14 protein-coding genes and 1 pseudogene are annotated in these 17,336 nt (G+C 59.7%); 5 read left to right on the top strand and 10 right to left on the bottom strand.

The features are described 5' to 3' along the window. A partial coding sequence (locus tag AAF555_09805) for a transposase (protein ID MEM6911862.1) occupies window positions 1–133 on the top strand: 133 nt, incomplete at its 5' end. A gap of 241 nt (window positions 134–374) precedes the next feature. Then, window positions 375–800 carry a hypothetical protein gene (locus AAF555_09810; protein MEM6911863.1) on the top strand — a complete coding sequence of 142 codons (426 nt, stop codon included), beginning with the start codon at window positions 375–377 and terminating at the stop codon, window positions 798–800. Between the two features lie 157 nt (window positions 801–957). Here AAF555_09810 and AAF555_09815 read toward each other — a convergent pair whose 3' ends face one another. Next, window positions 958–1,860, bottom strand: coding sequence for an NAD-dependent epimerase/dehydratase family protein (locus AAF555_09815; GenBank protein ID MEM6911864.1), 903 nt, complete (start codon window positions 1,858–1,860; stop codon window positions 958–960). Window positions 1,861–1,907: 47 nt separating this feature from the next. On the opposite strand from AAF555_09815, the gene AAF555_09820 reads away from it, so the two are divergent. Both AAF555_09820 and AAF555_09825 read left to right on the top strand, forming a co-directional pair. Next, the gene (locus tag AAF555_09820) at window positions 1,908–2,294 is read left to right on the top strand and encodes a BlaI/MecI/CopY family transcriptional regulator (protein ID MEM6911865.1); all 387 of its coding nucleotides are present in this window, start codon (window positions 1,908–1,910) and stop codon (window positions 2,292–2,294) included. Between the two features lie 63 nt (window positions 2,295–2,357). Further along, a complete protein-coding gene (locus AAF555_09825; GenBank protein ID MEM6911866.1) occupies window positions 2,358–4,007 on the top strand; it encodes a M56 family metallopeptidase in 1,650 nt (549 codons plus the stop codon). A 42-nt stretch (window positions 4,008–4,049) separates the two neighbouring features. Here the strand turns inward: AAF555_09825 and AAF555_09830 are convergent, their stop codons facing one another. Next, entirely contained in the window at window positions 4,050–4,820 is a 771-nt protein-coding gene (locus tag AAF555_09830; protein ID MEM6911867.1) for an Hsp33 family molecular chaperone HslO, read from the bottom strand. A gap of 80 nt (window positions 4,821–4,900) precedes the next feature. On the opposite strand from AAF555_09830, the gene AAF555_09835 reads away from it, so the two are divergent. After that, the gene (locus tag AAF555_09835; protein ID MEM6911868.1) at window positions 4,901–5,695 is read left to right on the top strand and encodes an alpha/beta fold hydrolase; all 795 of its coding nucleotides are present in this window, start codon (window positions 4,901–4,903) and stop codon (window positions 5,693–5,695) included. A 329-nt stretch (window positions 5,696–6,024) separates the two neighbouring features. Here AAF555_09835 and rpoC read toward each other — a convergent pair. The 8 genes and pseudogenes from rpoC to AAF555_09875 form a co-directional block, all read right to left on the bottom strand. Continuing rightward, window positions 6,025–10,083 (bottom strand): annotated as a pseudogene (gene rpoC / locus AAF555_09840) (DNA-directed RNA polymerase subunit beta'). Window positions 10,084–10,123: 40 nt separating this feature from the next. Beyond that, on the bottom strand, window positions 10,124–13,957 hold the full coding sequence (gene rpoB, locus AAF555_09845) for a DNA-directed RNA polymerase subunit beta (GenBank protein MEM6911869.1): 3,834 nt from the start codon (window positions 13,955–13,957) through the stop codon (window positions 10,124–10,126). 229 nt (window positions 13,958–14,186) lie between these two features. After that, window positions 14,187–14,570 carry a 50S ribosomal protein L7/L12 gene (gene rplL, locus AAF555_09850; protein MEM6911870.1) on the bottom strand — a complete coding sequence of 128 codons (384 nt, stop codon included), beginning with the start codon at window positions 14,568–14,570 and terminating at the stop codon, window positions 14,187–14,189. A gap of 154 nt (window positions 14,571–14,724) precedes the next feature. Then, window positions 14,725–15,237: a 50S ribosomal protein L10 gene (rplJ, locus tag AAF555_09855; GenBank protein ID MEM6911871.1), complete on the bottom strand. Its 513-nt coding sequence runs from the start codon at window positions 15,235–15,237 to the stop codon at window positions 14,725–14,727. A 15-nt stretch (window positions 15,238–15,252) separates the two neighbouring features. Beyond that, a complete protein-coding gene (gene rplA, locus AAF555_09860) occupies window positions 15,253–15,954 on the bottom strand; it encodes a 50S ribosomal protein L1 (protein MEM6911872.1) in 702 nt (233 codons plus the stop codon). Window positions 15,955–16,027: 73 nt separating this feature from the next. Further along, window positions 16,028–16,456 (bottom strand): 50S ribosomal protein L11, encoded by a 429-nt coding sequence (rplK, locus tag AAF555_09865; GenBank protein ID MEM6911873.1) that lies wholly within the window; start codon window positions 16,454–16,456, stop codon window positions 16,028–16,030. Window positions 16,457–16,494: 38 nt separating this feature from the next. Continuing rightward, window positions 16,495–17,067 carry a transcription termination/antitermination protein NusG gene (gene nusG / locus AAF555_09870; protein ID MEM6911874.1) on the bottom strand — a complete coding sequence of 191 codons (573 nt, stop codon included), beginning with the start codon at window positions 17,065–17,067 and terminating at the stop codon, window positions 16,495–16,497. A 13-nt stretch (window positions 17,068–17,080) separates the two neighbouring features. Next, complete coding sequence (locus tag AAF555_09875; protein ID MEM6911875.1) at window positions 17,081–17,302, bottom strand: preprotein translocase subunit SecE; 222 nt, start codon at window positions 17,300–17,302, stop codon at window positions 17,081–17,083. Window positions 17,303–17,336: the final 34 nt, after the last annotated feature.

The raw sequence follows: 17,336 nt of genomic DNA on the forward strand, positions 1-17,336 counted from the left end.
ACTGAGCGAAGGCCTCAACAGCCGCATCCAAGCCATCAAATCCTCAGCCAGAGGCTTCCACCACTTCCACTCCTACAGAACCCGCATCCTCTTCTTCCTCGGCAAACTCGACCTATCACCCATTAAAATTTGAGTTGAACCGGAAAAAACCTGCCCTAATACCAACCTCCAGAATTCACTGGAAGAATGGAGGGAAGGTGATGTAGGGAAGAGGCGCTGAAGCGCGGGGAAGGGAGAGCCGGTGTCTTTCGAGCCAGCCCTGCGTTGCTCCTCGGTTACGGTGCCTGCACCGCACCCTCGTCGCGCCTTGGTCTGGCCCGAAATCCACTCGGCCATTCTACCAGCCAATTCTGTAGCTTGGTATAACCTGATCCATGGTGGAGAATCCCTACGAAGTTCCCAAGGCGGTTTTGCAAGACACTCCGACCCATCCCTTGGAGGAATATGGCGGGATCGGCCGGCGAGCCTTCTTACTGGCTGACTTGGGGATCGGGTTCTTACAGTTTCTGTCTTTTAATCAGGTCTCGCAGGAGGCCAGCTTTTTGGTTTTGTCCCTTCTCTTCGCCTCGTTCTCTATGGTGCCCGTCTACCATCGAATGAAAAACATAGGTCGAAATCCTTGGTGGTGCTGGTTTGTCTTTCTGCCCCTCGTTGGCTTTGCCATCCGGATTCCTTGTTTGGTCTTTCCCGAGGGGTTTAGCGAGACCAGGCGGTTGGATCGCGCGGGGCGAGTCACGCTGGTTCTGCTCGTCTCGGCCTTTCTTTTGGTCCTCTCTTGGGTTCTTTCTATCGTGATCTGATACCAACCTCCAGAATTCACTGGTAGACTGGAGGGAAGGTGGTGTGGGGAAGAGGCGCTGAAGCGCGGGGAAGGGAGAGCCGGTGTCTTTCGAGCCAATTCTGCAGCTTGGTATGAGGCTCTGTTTGGTTCGTCGCTTCCCCGGCAGCGGGCCCGGCCTAGCTTGCCTTCGCGCGCATCCGAGGATCGTTCAAAATGGCCTCCCGGAAGTCGTGAAAGCGCGCCTGAAAGCCCGCCTGCTGGAGCTTTTGGTTGCTGATCCGCTTGTGGCTCCAGCCTCTCTTCCGATTGAGATCGCGCGGGCCTTCTCGCGGGAGCGGTTTCTGGAAGTGCTCCGCCAGGAATCCGTAGCATTCCCTCTGGGTGAGGGGCTGGCTATCGCAGACGTTGACCAGGCCGGGCTGGCCTCGCTCCAGTAAGTGCAGGCAGGCGGCCGCGGCGTCATCGCGGTGAATCTGATTGAGGTAGCGGTAGCCGCCCTCTTCTAAGATGGCCTCCCCTCTGAGAAACTTTTTTAAGATGACACTCCGGCCCGGCCCGTAAAGCCCCGCCAGACGGGCCACTATTCCCAGGGGGTGGCAGAGGGTGGCTTGCTCGGCGGCCAGCAGCAGTCGACCTGTCTTCCGAGTCGGCTCAGCCGGACTTTCCTCCGTGACCCACGAGCCATCCGTCTGTCCGTAAACCGAACTGCTGCCCGTGAAAAGAAGCTTTCGGGGGGAGAAGAGTTCCAAAAGATGACGGGTGCCATGGAGATAAACTCGCTCGTAGGCCTCGGCTCCTCCTCGGCCTGAACTGGCGCAGTGGATGAGGTCCAGGCCCTGGCGAGTCTCGGCCAAGGGGCGGAGCGACTCCCGATCGCCCAGGTCGCCCACTAGGATGGGAATGCCCAGCAGGTTGCGCAACTCTTCCGCCGTTTCGGGGCGGTGCACCAGGCCCTCCACTTCCCAGCCCTCGGCCTGGGCTTGGCGGGCGATTTCACTTCCGAGAAAGCCGCAGCCCGCGATGAGCAATTTCGCGGGCTCAGCCGGGGGGCTCTTGGTTTTTGCTTGCGATTCTGTCACTTCCTTGGGAAGCTCCTACGTTGCCTCCCCTTAACCGGGAAACCCCTATGAGTCATCTCGCCCATTCCCTGAGCCGTCGCGAGCGACAGATCGTGGACATTCTTTTCAAGGAGGGCGAGGCCTCGGTTTCCGAGGTCCAGGTCCAGATGCCGAGCGCCCCCGGCTACTCGGCCGTGCGAGCCATGCTCCGCATTCTGGAAAACAAGGGAGTCGTCCAGCACAGGAAAGAAGGCAAAAAATACATCTTCCGAGTCCAGCACAGCGTGGAGGACGCCAAGCGGAGTGCCCTCAGCCAATTGATGGAAACCTTTTTCAATGGCTCCCCCAAGGAGCTGGTGAGCACGCTCATCAGTTCAGAGGAGTCTGAAGTGACCCCGAAAGAATTGGAAGAACTGCAAGCGATGCTGGAAGACGCGCGCCGGCGAGAGAGCTAGCCCTCTTCGCTTGGCCTGCTCCTGACCGCTGCCGGAGAAGCTCCTTTTCCCACCACCCACACCATGAGCGAAGTCGGTTTGCGCATTTTGGAAATGCTGCTCCGCGTGGCCTGCATTAGCGGGGCCGGTCTCCTGGTGTTTTTGGCCGCACGAGGGGCGGCCCCGGCCCTCCGTCGCCTCATTCTCTTGAGCACCTTGTGCGCGGCCATGACGGTCCCGGCCTACACTTTTTTCTTGATGGGCACCTTTTGGGCGCTCGGGCCCTCGCCGGCCTCCCACCCCGACGAGGAGGTCGGCTCTTCCAGCTTTTTACCGGACTGGCTGCTTTCTCCGGTCAGACAAGAGGCGAGCTCGCCCGCGATGGCCCACGAAGCTTCCTCAACCAAGCCTTCGCTCGAGCTGGGGGTGCTGGCCCTGCCGGACTGGTTCGCGACCAGCTTCTTTTTCCTCTGGCTCGGAGGGACGCTTCTGGGTGGGGGCTACCTCTTAGGAAAATACCGTGAGCTGCGGCGGATCAATCGCTCCCTCCGCGAGGTCTTCCATCCTGGATGGCAACGACTGGCTGCCCGTTTGGCTCGCACGATGGGCATTCGCGAGCGAGTCCGGCTGCGTTTGGGAGAGGAGGCCGCCAGCCCCATGATCCACGGGACTTTTTCGCCTCGGCTGACTCTGCCGGGCTACATGAAGGACTGGCCGGAGGAAAAGCTCCGTTTGGTCTTCCTGCATGAGCTGGCTCACTGGAAGAACCGGGACAACTTTGTGGGGCCGGTGGCTCTCTGGATGCGGGCCTTCCTCTGGTGCGAGCCTCTTTACCGCAAGGTCATGGACCTGCTGCGCAGCGAGTCGGAAAAGTCTTGTGACGATCTCGTCCTGCGAGCGGGTGTTTCTCCGGTCGAGTATGCCACGAGCCTTTTTGAAGTCTTGAGCTGGAGCCGCCGAAAAGAGGCCCCCCCGCTCGGGGCAGCCTGTCTTACAGGAGGGCAGGCCAAGGAGCGCATGACGAGAATTCTCAATGCCCAAGCCAAGCGCTGGGTCCCCGGCAGCAATCTGCGCGATTCTTTCGTGCTCCTAGGGGTGCTGTCGGCGGTCTTTTTGGTGCATGTGGCCCTGCCGCTGAAGTTGGAGGCCCGAGCGCTGGGTCCCAGCCAGCCCCTTCTGCAACCCCCAAGCTTGGCTTGCCTGGGGCTCCCCCAGGCAAGCACCCAAAACGACCCGGGCGTTTTCACCGTCACTCTCCACGACCGACAGGCCGAAGGGCCCTCTTTGGCGGCCCACCCTGTCTCGCCGGGACTCCTCTTGGGTCGATCACCCGCCCCGGTGGCCCACGAGTATCCCCCCATCATCGTAGAAAAGTCTTCCGCCCTCCCCGCCGCCCCGGAAGCCTCCCGGCACGCCCAAGCGGTCGAGCGCTTGGAGCTGGAGTGGCGAGGGGTCTTGAGCCGCCTCGGGCTCGAACCTTTGCCCCTTCCCCCCGCTGTTCCCGGGACGGAGTGGTCCGCCTACTCGGCAGCCGCCCGCGAGGCCCTGGCCCTAGCGCTTTCCCACGAGCGGGCCGAGCGACCGGCCGCCGCCCTCCAGGCTTACCTGCGGGCCGCGCAGTTTCAATTGCAGGCTTTGCGACCAGGCCTGCCCGAGGAAATGATTCCCCGGCCCTCCGCCGAGCAACTCGATTTCACCCGTTTCCGGCTGGAGCGTTTGTTGGAGCGGATGTGAGCGGGACCACGGGCACCCGAGCGCCCTGGGAGCAGGCAGCTTTCACTCCAGGTTCTCTCGCTCGAGAAAGGCCTTCATCATGTCTCTGGACAGGGCGTAGCGGAGGCCGCAGCGCGGGCAGGTAATCCGGATGACCTCCTGGCCGCCGAAGAGTTCTTCCATGTCGCGCGAGGCAATTCCGGAGAGGGCCGGGAGAATCCGATCGATGCGGCAGCCGCAGTCAAAGCGGTAGCTCCGCGTCTCCAAGAATTTGACGGTCTCTGTCTCCCGGAGCGCTTCCACCTCTGGCAAGGTGAGCGATCGGAGCCAGCTTTCGTCCGCCTCTGGCATGCCTTTCACGACGCAGAATCGCTCATCGGGCAGCTCAAAGAAGCGGGCCGGGAGTTGCTCGCTCTGGTCGTAGAACTGCTCCACCAGCGACAAAATCGCCCGCCCCTCCACCTTCACCATGCTGTTGTAGCTGGGTCCGTCCGGGATCTGCACCTGGGAGTAGAAGAGGTTTTGGCGGGCCTCGCGCACTTCCTCGGTGAAGATCCGTCCAGTGATCTGGCCGGGGCGGCTATTCCCGGTCACGAAGAGGTTCATGGCGGGATCGCTGAAATTCATGGTCCAGGCGACCGTTTCCTCCCGCGGTCGGGAGACCAGGTGCAACAAAAGACAGGCCAAGGCCTCTTTCAGCGAGCGATCCTGGTCCTGGGTGTAGCGCAGTTCGTGGTCCTGCAAGTGCAGGTAGTAGTCCATGTAAAGGGAGGCCAGGCGGGCTTCGATGAAGAGGCAGTTGCGGGCGCGAATGTAGTGGCTGTGTACTTCCACAGGTGACAATTCCTCACTCGCCATACATGATTGCTACCCCCGGATGGGGTTCCTCTCCTCCGCCACCACACACCAAGTTGATGCCCTCGCAAGCCCAATCCTCCTGCCCTTCCCCGGTTCAATGGGATGAACGCCTTTTGGCGGTTTTGACCTTGCCGCTCTTCCTCTTGCGAGCCGTCCAGACCAAGCCTTGTGAGGGTGAGGCCGTCGTTTTGCTGCACGGGCTCAGTCGAAACTACTTTGCCATGAAGCCGCTGGCCAAGCGCCTCCATGCCCGGGGATTTCACGTGGTGAATATCTCCTATCCTTCCCACTTGGCAGACATCCCCACCCTCATCGGGAAATACATCCTGCCTGAAATTGAAAAGTTGGGCGACCGCCGGATCCATTTTGTGACCCATTCCTTGGGCGGCATCCTCGTTCGCTGGCTCCTCAAGAATGAGCCCCCCGCCAACCCGGGACGGCTCGTTATGCTGGCCCCGCCCAATCAAGGAAATGAGATCGTGGACCGGCTGGGCAAGAAGACCTGGTTTCCCCTTCTTATGGGCTCGGCGGCCATGCAGTTGGGGACCGATGGGATCCCCAAGAAGCTGGGGGCGGTCCCCATCCCGGCCTGCGTGGTCATGGGCCGACGCGCCGTGGTCCCGTTTTTCCGAGGTTGGCATGAGGGCGAAGGGGATGGCTTTGTGGGCGTGGCCGGGGGGCATGCCCCGGGGGTGGATGCCTCTCATGTCATTGAGGCCGATCACACCTTCATCATGATGCATCCGGAGGCGATCCGGATCGCCATCGAGTTCTTGGAGAGCAGCGCTCCCAAAAGGTCGCTCCAGCCATCCCCCGCTCCCGAGGGAATTCCCCAGGCGGACTTTGGCTAGAAGCGGTCTCGCAAATAGAAGTCGTATTATACCAACCTCCAGAATTCACAGGTAGAATGGAGGGAAGGTGATGTGGGGAAGAGGCGCTGAAGCGCGGGGAAAGGAGAGCCGGTGGATTTCGAGCCAGCCTTGCGTTGCTCCTCGGTTACGGTGCTTGCACCGCGCCCTCGTCGCGCCTTGGTCTGGCCCGAAATCCACTCGGCCATTCTACCAGTGAATTCTGCAGCTTGGTATTACTCCGCGTCGAAGTCGTCTCCCACGGCGGCTGCTTCCATCTCCTCGCCCGCTTCAAAGACTTCTGGTTCCGGCTCGACCGTCGGCCGCAGGCTGATGTGGCGGTGGGTCGAAAACCCGGTCCCGGCGGGAATGAGGTGCCCCATGATGACGTTTTCCTTGAAACCGCGCAGGGTGTCCACCTTGCCCAGGGTGGAAGCTTCTGTGAGGACCCGGGTGGTGTCTTGGAAGGAGGCCGCGCTGATGAAGCTTTCGGTCTCGAGGGAAGCTTTCGTGATTCCCAAGAGGACGGGCTCGGCCTCGGCCGGCTTGCCGCCTTGCTCCACGATTTCGTCATTAGCGAGCTTGAACTCGACTCGGTCCACTTGATCGCCCCAGAGGAAGTCGGTGTCTCCCGGGTCGGTGATCTTGAGCTTGCGCATCATCTGACGGGAAATGATTTCAATGTGCTTGTCATTGATTTCCACCCCTTGGAGTCGGTAGACCTCCTGCACTTCATTCACCAAGTGCTCCATGAGCGCGTGGGGGCCGTTGATCTCGAGGACGTCTTGCAAGACGACCGGACCTTCGGTTAGCTGTTGGCTCCGCTTCACGGTGTCGCCCTTGGCCACGATGATGTGCTTGTTGAGCGGGATGAGGTGTTCGGCTTCCTCCTCGGTCCCCGGGTCGCGCACGATGAGGCGGCGCTTCCCGCGGACGTTGGTTCCGAAGTCGACCTCTCCATCGATCTTGGCGATGTCGCAGGCGTCTTTCGGACGGCGCGCTTCGAAGAGCTCGGCCACCCGAGGGAGACCCCCGGTGATGTCCTTGGTCTTGGAGACTTTGCGGGGCGTCTTGGCGATGAGCGTGCCCGGGCTGACCTTCTGCTTCTCTTTCACGGAGAGGTTGGCCCCGGCGGGAATGGAGTAGTTCGCCAGCACCTCGCCTGACTTGGCGTCCACGATGACAATTTGCGGGTGCAGGTCTTCCTTGTGTTCGATGACGGTCATGGTTTGCGCGCCGGTTTCCGCGTCGCGCTCCTTGGCCACCGTGATCCCCGGAATCATATCCCGGTATTCGATCTTGCCGCCCTTCTCGGTGATGATGGGGACGTTGTAGGGGTCCCACTGGGCGATTTGTTGGCCCGCTTTCACGCTGCCGCCATTTTTGACGGTCAACTCGGTGCCAATGACCAGGTTGTAGGACTCGAGCTCGCGGCCGGATTTGTCTTCCACCGTGATGCTCCCGTTTTTGTTGAGGGCGATGAAGGTGCCGTCCGTGGTTTCGACCGAGCGGATATTGCTATAGCGCACGATGCCACCTTGCTTCACCTTGATCATGGGCTGCTTGAAGGTGGAAGCGGCGGTGCCGCCCACGTGGAAGGTCCGCATAGTGAGCTGGGTGCCCGGCTCCCCGATCGATTGGGCCGCGATGATCCCGATGGCATCCCCCATCTTGGCTTCCGCGCCGGTGGCCAGGTTGAGGCCGTAGCACTTTTTGCAGACTCCTTGGTCGGATTCGCAGGTCAGCACGGAGCGGATCTTGAGCTGTTCCACCCCGATGTCTTGGAGATGGTCCGCTTGTTTTTCATCGATGAGCTGATTGACCTCCACGATGACTTCGCTCGTGACGGGATCGACGATTTTCTCGCAGCTGACCCGACCGTAGACCCGGCTGGCCAGGCTGACGACTTCCTCATCGCCTTCGTAGACCGACTTGGCGAGAATGCCGTTGACGGTGCCGCAGTCTTCTTCGGTGATGATGACGTCCTGGGAGACGTCCACCAGCTTGCGGGTAAGGTAGCCGGAGTCGGCCGTCTTGAGAGCGGTGTCCGCCAAGCCTTTGCGCGCTCCGTGGGTCGAAATGAAGTATTCCAAGACGCTGAGCCCTTCTCGGAAGTTCGAGGTGATGGGACGCTCAATGATTTCGCCGGACGGCTTGGCCATCAGGCCGCGCATCCCCGAGAGCTGCTTGATCTGCTGCTTGTTTCCCCGAGCGCCTGAGTCCACCATCATGTAAAGCGGATTGAGCTGCTTGTTGCCTTCGTTGTATTGGAGATTGCGGTAGAGGGCCTGCTGGATTTGGTCGCCCGCGTGCGTCCAAATATCGATGATGCGGTTGTAGCGCTCGCCGTCGGTGATGATCCCGGCCTTGTGCTGCTTCTCGACCGTATCGATCTCAGCGTAGGACTTCTCCAACTGATCGACTTTTTCGTCAGGGATGACCATGTCGACCAGCCCGATGGAAGCACCGGAGCGGCTGGCTTCTTTGAAGCCAAGCTCTTTGAGCGAGTCGAGGGTCTTGACGGTTTCTTCGCGACCCGCCACCTGGAAACAACGCCAGATGACTTCCCCGATCTGCTTTTTGCCAATGGTGCGGTTGATGAAGCCCAAGCCGTTTGGCCAGATTTCATTGAAGCGAACCCGGCCCGCGGTGGTCTCGATGACGCTGGCTTCTTTATCGCCGAAGACGGTGTCGTTCCCCTTGTCAGGGTTCTTCAGTCGGATCCAATCGTGGTATTGGATTTTGCGGCTTGCGATCGCGAACTCCACCTCCGAGGTCTCGGCAAAGAGGGAGAAATGGGTTTTCTCGCGCTCTTGGGGCATGAGTTCCTTGGCGTGGGTGAGGTAGTAGGTTCCCAGGATGATGTCCTGCGAAGGCGTGGTGATGGGTCGGCCGCTCGAGGGCGAGAAGATGTTGTTGGGCGCCAACATGAGGAGGCGCGCTTCCATCTGGGCCTCGACCGAGAGCGGGACGTGGACGGCCATCTGGTCGCCATCGAAGTCCGCATTGTAAGCCGAACAAGTCAGCGGGTGCAGGCGGATGGCCGAGCCTTCAATGAGGACTGGTTCGAAGGCTTGGATGGAGAGCCGGTGAAGAGTGGGAGCACGGTTCAGGAGAACCGGATGCCCCTTGGTGACTTCCTCCAGGATGTCCCACACTTCGGGCGTCCGGCGCTCAATCATTTTTTTGGCCGAGCGGACGGTGTGGACGTAGCCCATTTCCTTCAGTCGGCGGATGATGAAGGGTTCGAAGAGGACCAGGGCCATCTTTTTGGGAAGACCGCATTGGTGGAGCTTGAGTTCGGGTCCGATCACGATGACGGAGCGGCCCGAGTAGTCGACCCGCTTGCCCAGGAGATTCTGACGGAAACGACCGCTCTTGCCCTTGAGCATATCGCTGAGCGATTTGAGCGGACGATTGCCCGCGCCGGTCACGGCCCGGCCATGACGCCCGTTATCAAAGAGGGCATCGACGGCTTCCTGGAGCATGCGCTTTTCATTCCGGATGATGACATCCGGGGTCTTGAGCATGAGGAGGTTCTTCAGTCGATTGTTCCGGTTGATGACCCGGCGATAAAGATCGTTCAGGTCGGACGTGGCGAAGCGGCCCCCTTCCAAGGGCACGAGCGGACGAAGGTCTGGGGGGATGACCGGGAGGACGTCCATGACCATCCACTCCGGTCGGCTACGGGAGGAGAGGAAGCCCTGGGCCAGCTTGAGCCGCTTGGCGAGCTTTTTGCGCACCTGCTTCGAGCGGGTGTTCTGCATGGCTTCTTCCAGTTCTTCGATCTGTTCTTGGAGATTGGTTTGGGAGAGGAGGTCTTTGATGGCCTCGGCGCCCATGCCGCTCCGGAAGCTGTCTTCCCCGAATTCGTCTTCGGCTTCGCGAAATTCGGTTTCCGTCAATAGCTGGGCCTTTTCCAAGGTGGTGTTGCCGGGATCGGTCACGATGTAGTCCTCATAGTAAATGACGCGCTCGAGCTGGCGGGCGGTCATATCCAGGACCAAGCCGAGGCGCGAGGGCATGCACTTGTAGAACCAGATGTGGGTCACGGGGACGGCCAGCTCAATGTGGCCCATGCGCTCGCGTCGGACACGGCTGAGGGTGACCTCCACCCCGCAGCGATCGCAAATGACGCCTTTGTGCTTGATGCGCTTGTACTTTCCGCAGGCACATTCCCAGTCCTTGGTGGGACCAAAAATCCGCTCGCAGAACAGTCCGCCCTTTTCCGGTTTGAAGGTCCGGTAGTTGATGGTTTCCGGATTCTGAACTTCGCCCGCGCTCCAGGAACGGATGTTCTCGGGAGCGGCCACGGTGATGGCCACTTGGTCGAAGTTGTCCGGTTTTTGGGGCGTGCCGAAAAGTTCCTGTAGGCTGTCTTCGATGCTCATAGTCAGTAAATCGTTAGTCGCTTGTCTTGGTTTCTACCTATCAGGCACTGAGGCTTTCCAGCACGTCCTCCGCGCTGTTCTGGTCTTTCGGTCCCACCTTCACGTTGAGGCCGAGGCTTTGCATTTCCTTGATGAGAACGTTGAAGGATTCGGGCGTGCCGGCCTCGAGCGCGTTGTCTCCCTTCACCACGGATTCGTAGATCCGAGTCCGCCCTTGGACGTCGTCCGATTTCACGGTCAAGAGTTCCTGCAAGGTGTAGGCAGCGCCATAGGCTTCCAGAGCCCAGACCTCCATTTCCCCGAAACGCTGGCCGCCATACTGGGCTTTCCCGCCAAGGGGCTGCTGGGTGACCAAGCTGTAGGGGCCGACGGCCCGGGCATGGATCTTGTCCGCTACCAGGTGGCCGAGCTTCAGCATGTAGATGACGCCGACCACGACCTTTTGGTGGAACTTGTCCCCCGTGCGACCGTCGTAGACATCTGATTTGCCCTTTTCTCCAATCCATTCGAAGCCCGGCACTTGCTTGGCTTCCTTCATGAACTCCCAGACTTTTTCTTCGGAAATACCGTCGAAAACGGGCGTGGCGACCTTGAAGCCGAGGGCACGCCCGGCCACTCCCAAGTGGGTTTCCAGGACTTGTCCCACGTTCATCCGGCTCGGGACGCCGAGCGGGTTGAGGCAGATGTCGACTGGCTGGCCATTCTCGAGGAAGGGCATATCTTCTTCGGGCACGATCTTGGCGACCACGCCCTTGTTGCCGTGGCGGCCGGCCATCTTATCGCCCACGCTGAGCTTGCGCTTTTTGGCGACGTAGACTTTGACCTGCTTGATGATGCCGGGATCGACTTCTTCGCCGCTCTCGGTGGCTTCCAGTTGGCGATCACGGTCTTCATCGAGATCGGCGAATTTCTGCTCGAAGCCCCCGATGATATCGAAGATCTTGTTTCGGACCGGGCTCGGATCGATGTCAATATTGTCATGGGCCGACGCCATCTTTTTCAGGAGCGTCTTGGTGATTTTCTTGTTGGCGCCGATGATGATCTCGCCGGTTTGGCCATTGACCACGTCGAGGGGGATTTTTTCTCCCAAGAGCACGGCCGAGAGCTTCTCGGTCAGCTGGTCGGTCAATTCATCGAGCTTGCGCTTATAGTCTTCATTGATCTCTTTGATCTGGCGCTTGGCTTCGGCGGGGTCGGTCTTTTTGGCTTCGGCTCCGGGTCCACGGGAATAGACCCGCACGTCCATCACGATGCCATTGCAGCCCGAGGGCACCCGCAGTGAGGTGTCCTTCACGTCGGCCGCCTTTTCCCCGAAAATGGCCCGCAGGAGGCGCTCTTCGGGCGCCAATTCGGTCTCGCTTTTGGGAGTGATTTTTCCGACGAGGATGTCCCCTGGTTTGACCTCCGCGCCTACGCGGATGACGCCGTCATGACCCAGGTTTTTCAGGGCGTCTTCTCCGACGTTGGGGATGTCGCGGGTGATTTCTTCCGGCCCCAGCTTGGTGTCGCGCGCGCCGATGTCGAATTCCTCTACGTGGATGGAGGTGTAGACGTCTTCTTTCACGATCCGTTCGGAGATCGTGATGGCATCCTCGAAGTTGTAACCATTCCAGGGCATGAAGGCCACCAGGACATTGCGTCCAATGGCCAACTCCCCGTTTTCCGTATTGGGTCCGTCCGCGAGGACTTGGCCCGTGCTGACTTTCTCGCCCTTTTTCACGATGGGACGCTGGTTCATGCAGGTGCCCGCATTCGAGCGCATGAATTTGCGGAGTGGGTAGACGTAAAGGCCCTTTTCGGGATCACTTTTGACTTTTTCGGGCTCGCTCAAGAAGCGCTGCTCGGAGACTGGCAATTTGCCGTTTTTGGTCACCACAATGTGCTCGGCAGTGGCCGCGGCCACCACTCCATTGCTTTCGGAAATGGCGACGGCCCGGGAGTCCCGAGCGGCCTTGCCTTCCATGCCCGTTCCGACAATAGGGGAATCCGAGACGAGGAGCGGCACCCCTTGGCGCTGCATGTTCGAACCCATGAGGGCGCGGTTCGCGTCATCGTGTTCCAAGAAAGGAATCATGCTGGCTGCCACCGAGACCATCTGCTTGGGGGAGACGTCCATGAGTTGGACCTCGGTTTTGGGAAGCTCGAGGAATTCCCCTCGGTAACGAGCCGTGATGCCTTCGTTTAGGAAGTTGCCTTTGTCATCGATCGGGTTGTTCGCCTGGGCGACGTGGTAATTCTCTTCCTGGTCTGCGGTGAGGTATTCCACCTTGTTGGTGACGCGGCCTTTCACGATCTTGCGGTAAGGCGTCTCGATGAAGCCAAACTCATTGATGCGCGCGAAGGTGCACATGGAGTTGATGAGCCCGATATTGGGACCTTCCGGGGTCTCAATAGGACAGATCCGGCCATAGTGGGAGGGGTGGACATCGCGCACCTCGAAACCGGCGCGGTCCCGATTCAGGCCGCCGGGCCCGAGTGCGGAGAGACGCCGCTTGTGGGTCAGCTCGGAGAGCGGGTTCGTCTGGTCCATGAACTGGGAGAGCTGGGAACGACCAAAGAAGTCCCGCACCACCGCGCTGAGCGCCTTGGGGTTGATGAGCTTCTGGGGCGTCATGCCCTCGATGTTGACGTCGAAGAGGGTCATCCGCTCTTTCACGAGACGTTCGGTTCGAGCCAGGCCGACGCGGCATTGGTTGGCCAGGAGTTCGCCTACCGCGCGCACGCGGCGAGATCCCAGGTGATCGATGTCATCGAGCACGCCCTCACCCTTTTTCAGGCCGAGAAGATATTTCATGGCAGCCACGAAGTCGTCCGCCACCATGACGCGCATTTCGGAGTCGACGCCGAGGCCGAGCTTTTGATTGATCTTGTAGCGACCCACTCGAGTGAGGTCGTAGCGCTTGGGATCGAAGAAGAGGCGTTTCAGGAGGGCCTTGGCGTTGGCCGTGGTGGGCGGGTCTCCGGGACGGAGTTTGCGGTAGATGTCCTTGAGCGCTTCCTCTTCGTTGGTGGCGGGGTCTTTTTTGAGCGACTTCAGGAGGAGTTCGTTCTCGGTGGCATCGATGGTTTCGATGTTTTTGTGCCCCAGGGCGATCAACTGGCGAACCACGCCGATGGTGAGCGGTTCCCAGGCCTTGCAGACGGCGATTTCCCCGTCCATGACGTCGCTGAAAGGGACCTTGGAACTGAGGAGTTCTTCGTCCATTTCATCGGCCAGCTTGAGCTTCTCGATTTTGAAAAACTCGCGCACGATGGCCTCGTTCGAGGCATAACCGATGGCACGAAGGAAGGTGGTGGCGAGGAACTTGCGACGGCGACGACGGCGGTCGAGGTAGACGTAGAGCAGGTCGTTGGTGTCGAACTGGACCTCCAGCCACGAACCACGATCGGGAATGATCCGGAAGGAGTGAAGGAGTTTTCCGTTGAGGTGGGTGCTGGTTTCGAAGCAGATCCCTGGGGAGCGGTGGAGCTGGGCCACCACGACGCGCTCGGCTCCGTTGATGGTGAAGGTGCCACGACGGGTCATCATGGGCAGCTCGCCCATGTAGACGCGCTCTTCCTTGGCGCCGGTTTCATCGGTCAGCTGGAAGGTGACGTAAAGGGGGGCGCTGTAGGTCTCGCCATCCCGCTGGGCTTCTAGGGGAGTGAGCTTCGGCTCGCCGATTTCGTAGCGAACGAAGTCCAACTCCACGGTGCCGTCATAGCTATCGATGGGGAAGACCTCGCGGAAAACGGCTTGGAGGCCGGTTTCATTGCGCTCGGTAGGAGGAACGTGTTTTTGTAGAAAGTCCTCATAGGACTGGAGTTGGATCTCGATGAGATTGGGTGGTTCGACCACCTCTTTGAATTTCCCGAAGTAGCGGCGTTCCGACATAATCAGTGAGTTCTTCAGTTGGGCGCGTGAGCGCGGAGTCCGTAGAGTGGAGACAGGCAGGGACGAGACGCCATTTTCCAGCGGGGAAAGAGCGGCTCGTGACTGCCTGTGAGAGGAGTGCGGGATTTCTCTCCCGCGAGGTTTGGCAAATGGGCTGGCGGTGGAAGGACCGGAGCCAGATCGCCCATTTGCCAGGCGCGATCCAGCTCCGGTGGAAAAAAGGAGAAGATTATTTGATCTCCACCTTCGCGCCGGCCGCTTCCATCTTCTTTTTGATTTCTTCGGCTTCTTCCTTAGAGGCACCTTCCTTGAGGGGAGCCGGTGCGCTTTCGACGAGTTTCTTAGCGTCGGCCAAGCCGAGCCCGGAAACGACGCCGCGAACTTCCTTAATGACAGCAATTTTGTTGCCGCCGGCTTCCGCGAGGATGACGTCGAATTCAGTTTTCTCTTCGGCAGGAGCGGCGTCTCCTCCACCAGCGGCGGGGGCTGCGGCTACCGCGGCCGGAGCAGCGGCGCTCACGCCCCACTTGTCTTCCAGCGATTTCACGAGTTCAGCTGCCTCGAGGACAGTGATCCCGCTCAGGTCTTCTACGAGTTGGTCAATATTAGCCATATGTTCTCCTTTCGGTATCGCCGCCCAGCCGGAGCACCGGTGGATTTAAGACCCGCAGCCGCGGGCCCGACGAGGAACCATTGGTTTAGTTGGTAGTGGGTTCAGGTTCCAGCCGCGGAGAACGGCCGTTGCCATCGATTCAAAGGGTGGGGTGTCAGCTTTCTTTTTCCGAATACGCCTTCAGAACTCTGGCCAGTGCCGAGGCGGGCTCATTGAGGGTGCGAACGAGCTGGGCAGCCGGCTGGTTGAGCAGCCCGAGCAGTTGTGCCAGCAGGATTTCGCGCGAGGGGAGGGAGGCGAGCGATTTGATCTTGGCCTCATCCAGGAGTTCGCCATCGAGCACGCCTGCCCGCAGGCTGGGCTTGCTGAATTCCTTTTCAAAGGTCGTCACGACCTTAGCCGCGGCACACACGTCCTTTTCGCCAGAAATCATCATGGTCTGCCCGGAGAGCGACTCGCTCAGATCCGGCATGCCCATTTCTTTGGTGGCGATTTTCACGTAGCTGTTTTTGACGACATGGCATTCGGCCTCGACCTCGGTCAGTCGTTTCCGTAGTTCCTCGAAATGGGGAACCGTGAGCCCACCGTAGTCGGCAATGAAGAGGTAAGGACAGGCGTCCAGCTTGGCGACCAGATCCGCGACAATCGTTTTCTTATCAGGATTCATGAGGGGAGGGCTGGCTTAGGCTTTGAAGAAGGGGGTGACGTCCAACTTGGCTCCCGGAAGCATGGTTCCGCTGAGGGTGATGGATTCGATGTAGTTGCCCTTGGCCCCGGGTGGCTTGGCGCGGACTACGGATTCGATGACGGAGGTGGCGTTTTCCTCGATTTGGGCTGGCTCGAAGGCGAGTTTGCCGACCGCCACGGCGATGTTGCCATTGCGATCCAATTTGTAATCCGCCCGGCCCGCCTTGACGGCTTGCACGGCGGCGGCGGTGTCATCGGTCACGGTTCCCGTTTTCGGATTCGGCATCAAGCCACGCGGTCCGAGAACCCGACCCAATTTCCGCACTTCCGCCATGGCGTCAGCGGTCGCAATGGCTACATCAAAGTCGGTGAAGCCGCCTTTGACCTTGGTCAGCATGTCTTCGTAGCCCACAAACTCGGCCCCGGCGTTCTTGGCCGCGGTGGCCGCTTCGCCCGAGGCAAACACCAGCACCCGCACTGTCTTGCCGGTGCCGTGAGGGAGCGGGCAGGTGCCGCGAACCATTTGATCTGATTGCCGAGGATCCACCCCGAGATGAAAGGAAAGGGTCACTGTGGGATCGAACTTGGGGGCGGGAACGCCTTTGAGGGCGGTCACCGCTTCGGAGAGGCTGTAGCGACGGTCGGCATCGATCTGTTCACTTGCCTTGAGGTAGCGTTTGCTTCTGGTTTTGGCCATGTCTGGGGTGCAGTGCGAACGGATCACGGGGATCCTCCTGCGGTAGTGGGGTGCGGTAGGGAGAGAAAGAGCTTTAGAGACCCTCGATTTCGAGGCCCATCTGGCGCGCGGTGCCGGCTAGGATGAGGGCACCCTGTTCGGGGTCGTCCGTGTTGAGATCAGGGAGCTTGGTTTTGACGACTTCGAGGAGTTGTTCCTTGGTGATGCTGCCGACCTTCTTTTTGTTGGGTTCGCCTGATCCAGCGGCCAGTTTGGCTGCTTTTTTGAGGAGAACGGCCGCCGGGGGCTGCTTGGTGATGAAGGTGAAGCTCTTGTCCTTGTAAACGGAGATGACGGTGGGCAAGACGTCGCCCTGCTGTTTCTGCGTGGCCGCGTTGAAGGCTTTGCAGAATTCCATGATGTTGACCCCGGCCTGTCCCAGGGCGGGACCCACTGGAGGAGCCGGGTTGGCTGAACCAGCTGGAATCTGGAGTTTGATGGTTTTAACGACTTCTTTTGCCATGATGAGAACGAGGAGTGATTGAAAGTTGCGAGACGGCTTCAGCCTTCTTTTTCGACCTGCCAGTATTCGAGTTCCACGGGGGTGGCGCGACCGAAGATACTGACGGAGACGAGAAGTTTTCCTTTTTCGGGATCGATTTCTTCGACCACGCCACTTTGGCTCTCGAAAGGGCCATCGGCGACCTTGACGCCATCGCCGACCTGAAACTGAATTTTCGGGCGAGCCCCTTCTTCACGCTCTTGGATTTGCGCTAGCATGGAGTCGACTTCGCGCTGCCGCATCGGCATCGGCTTGTTCTTGGAACCGGCAAAGCCAATCGATCCCACGGTTTCCTGAATGAAATACCAAGTCTTGTCCACGAGCTTCCCATGGTCGTCCAGCAGGTGCATGTTCACGATGACGTAGCCGGGGAAGAACTTCTTTTTGGATTCCGTTTTCTTGCCCCGCTTGACCTCGGAAACCATTTCCGTGGGCACGAGCACGTCGAAAACGAGGTCACCCATTTCCTCAGTCGCAATGCGGCGCTTGATGTTGTCCCGGACCTTCCCTTCCTGGCCGGAAAGGACGTGCACGACATACCATTGCTCTTTGGCTGTGGGGATGGCTGGCATCAGAGGAGGAGGATCAGAAGGAGGTGATCGCTTGGATCAATCCGCGCATGATGAGGTCGAAGAGCGAGACGAAGCCCCCCAGGAGGAGCATCGCGACGATGACCACCACCGTGGAGTCAGACAGCTCCTTGAAACGCTTGAATCCCCTTTCCTTGGTCTTGGGTTCCCACGGCCAGTTGGCTTTTTTGAGCTCGATTTTGACCTCGTTGAGAAAGGTGGTGGTCTTCTTCAGCATGGGCGGGACGCGCGGGAGAGGAGGAGGCGGTGCG

The organism is Verrucomicrobiota bacterium (assembly GCA_039027815.1).
GTDB lineage: Bacteria > Verrucomicrobiota > Verrucomicrobiia > Verrucomicrobiales > JBCCJK01 > JBCCJK01.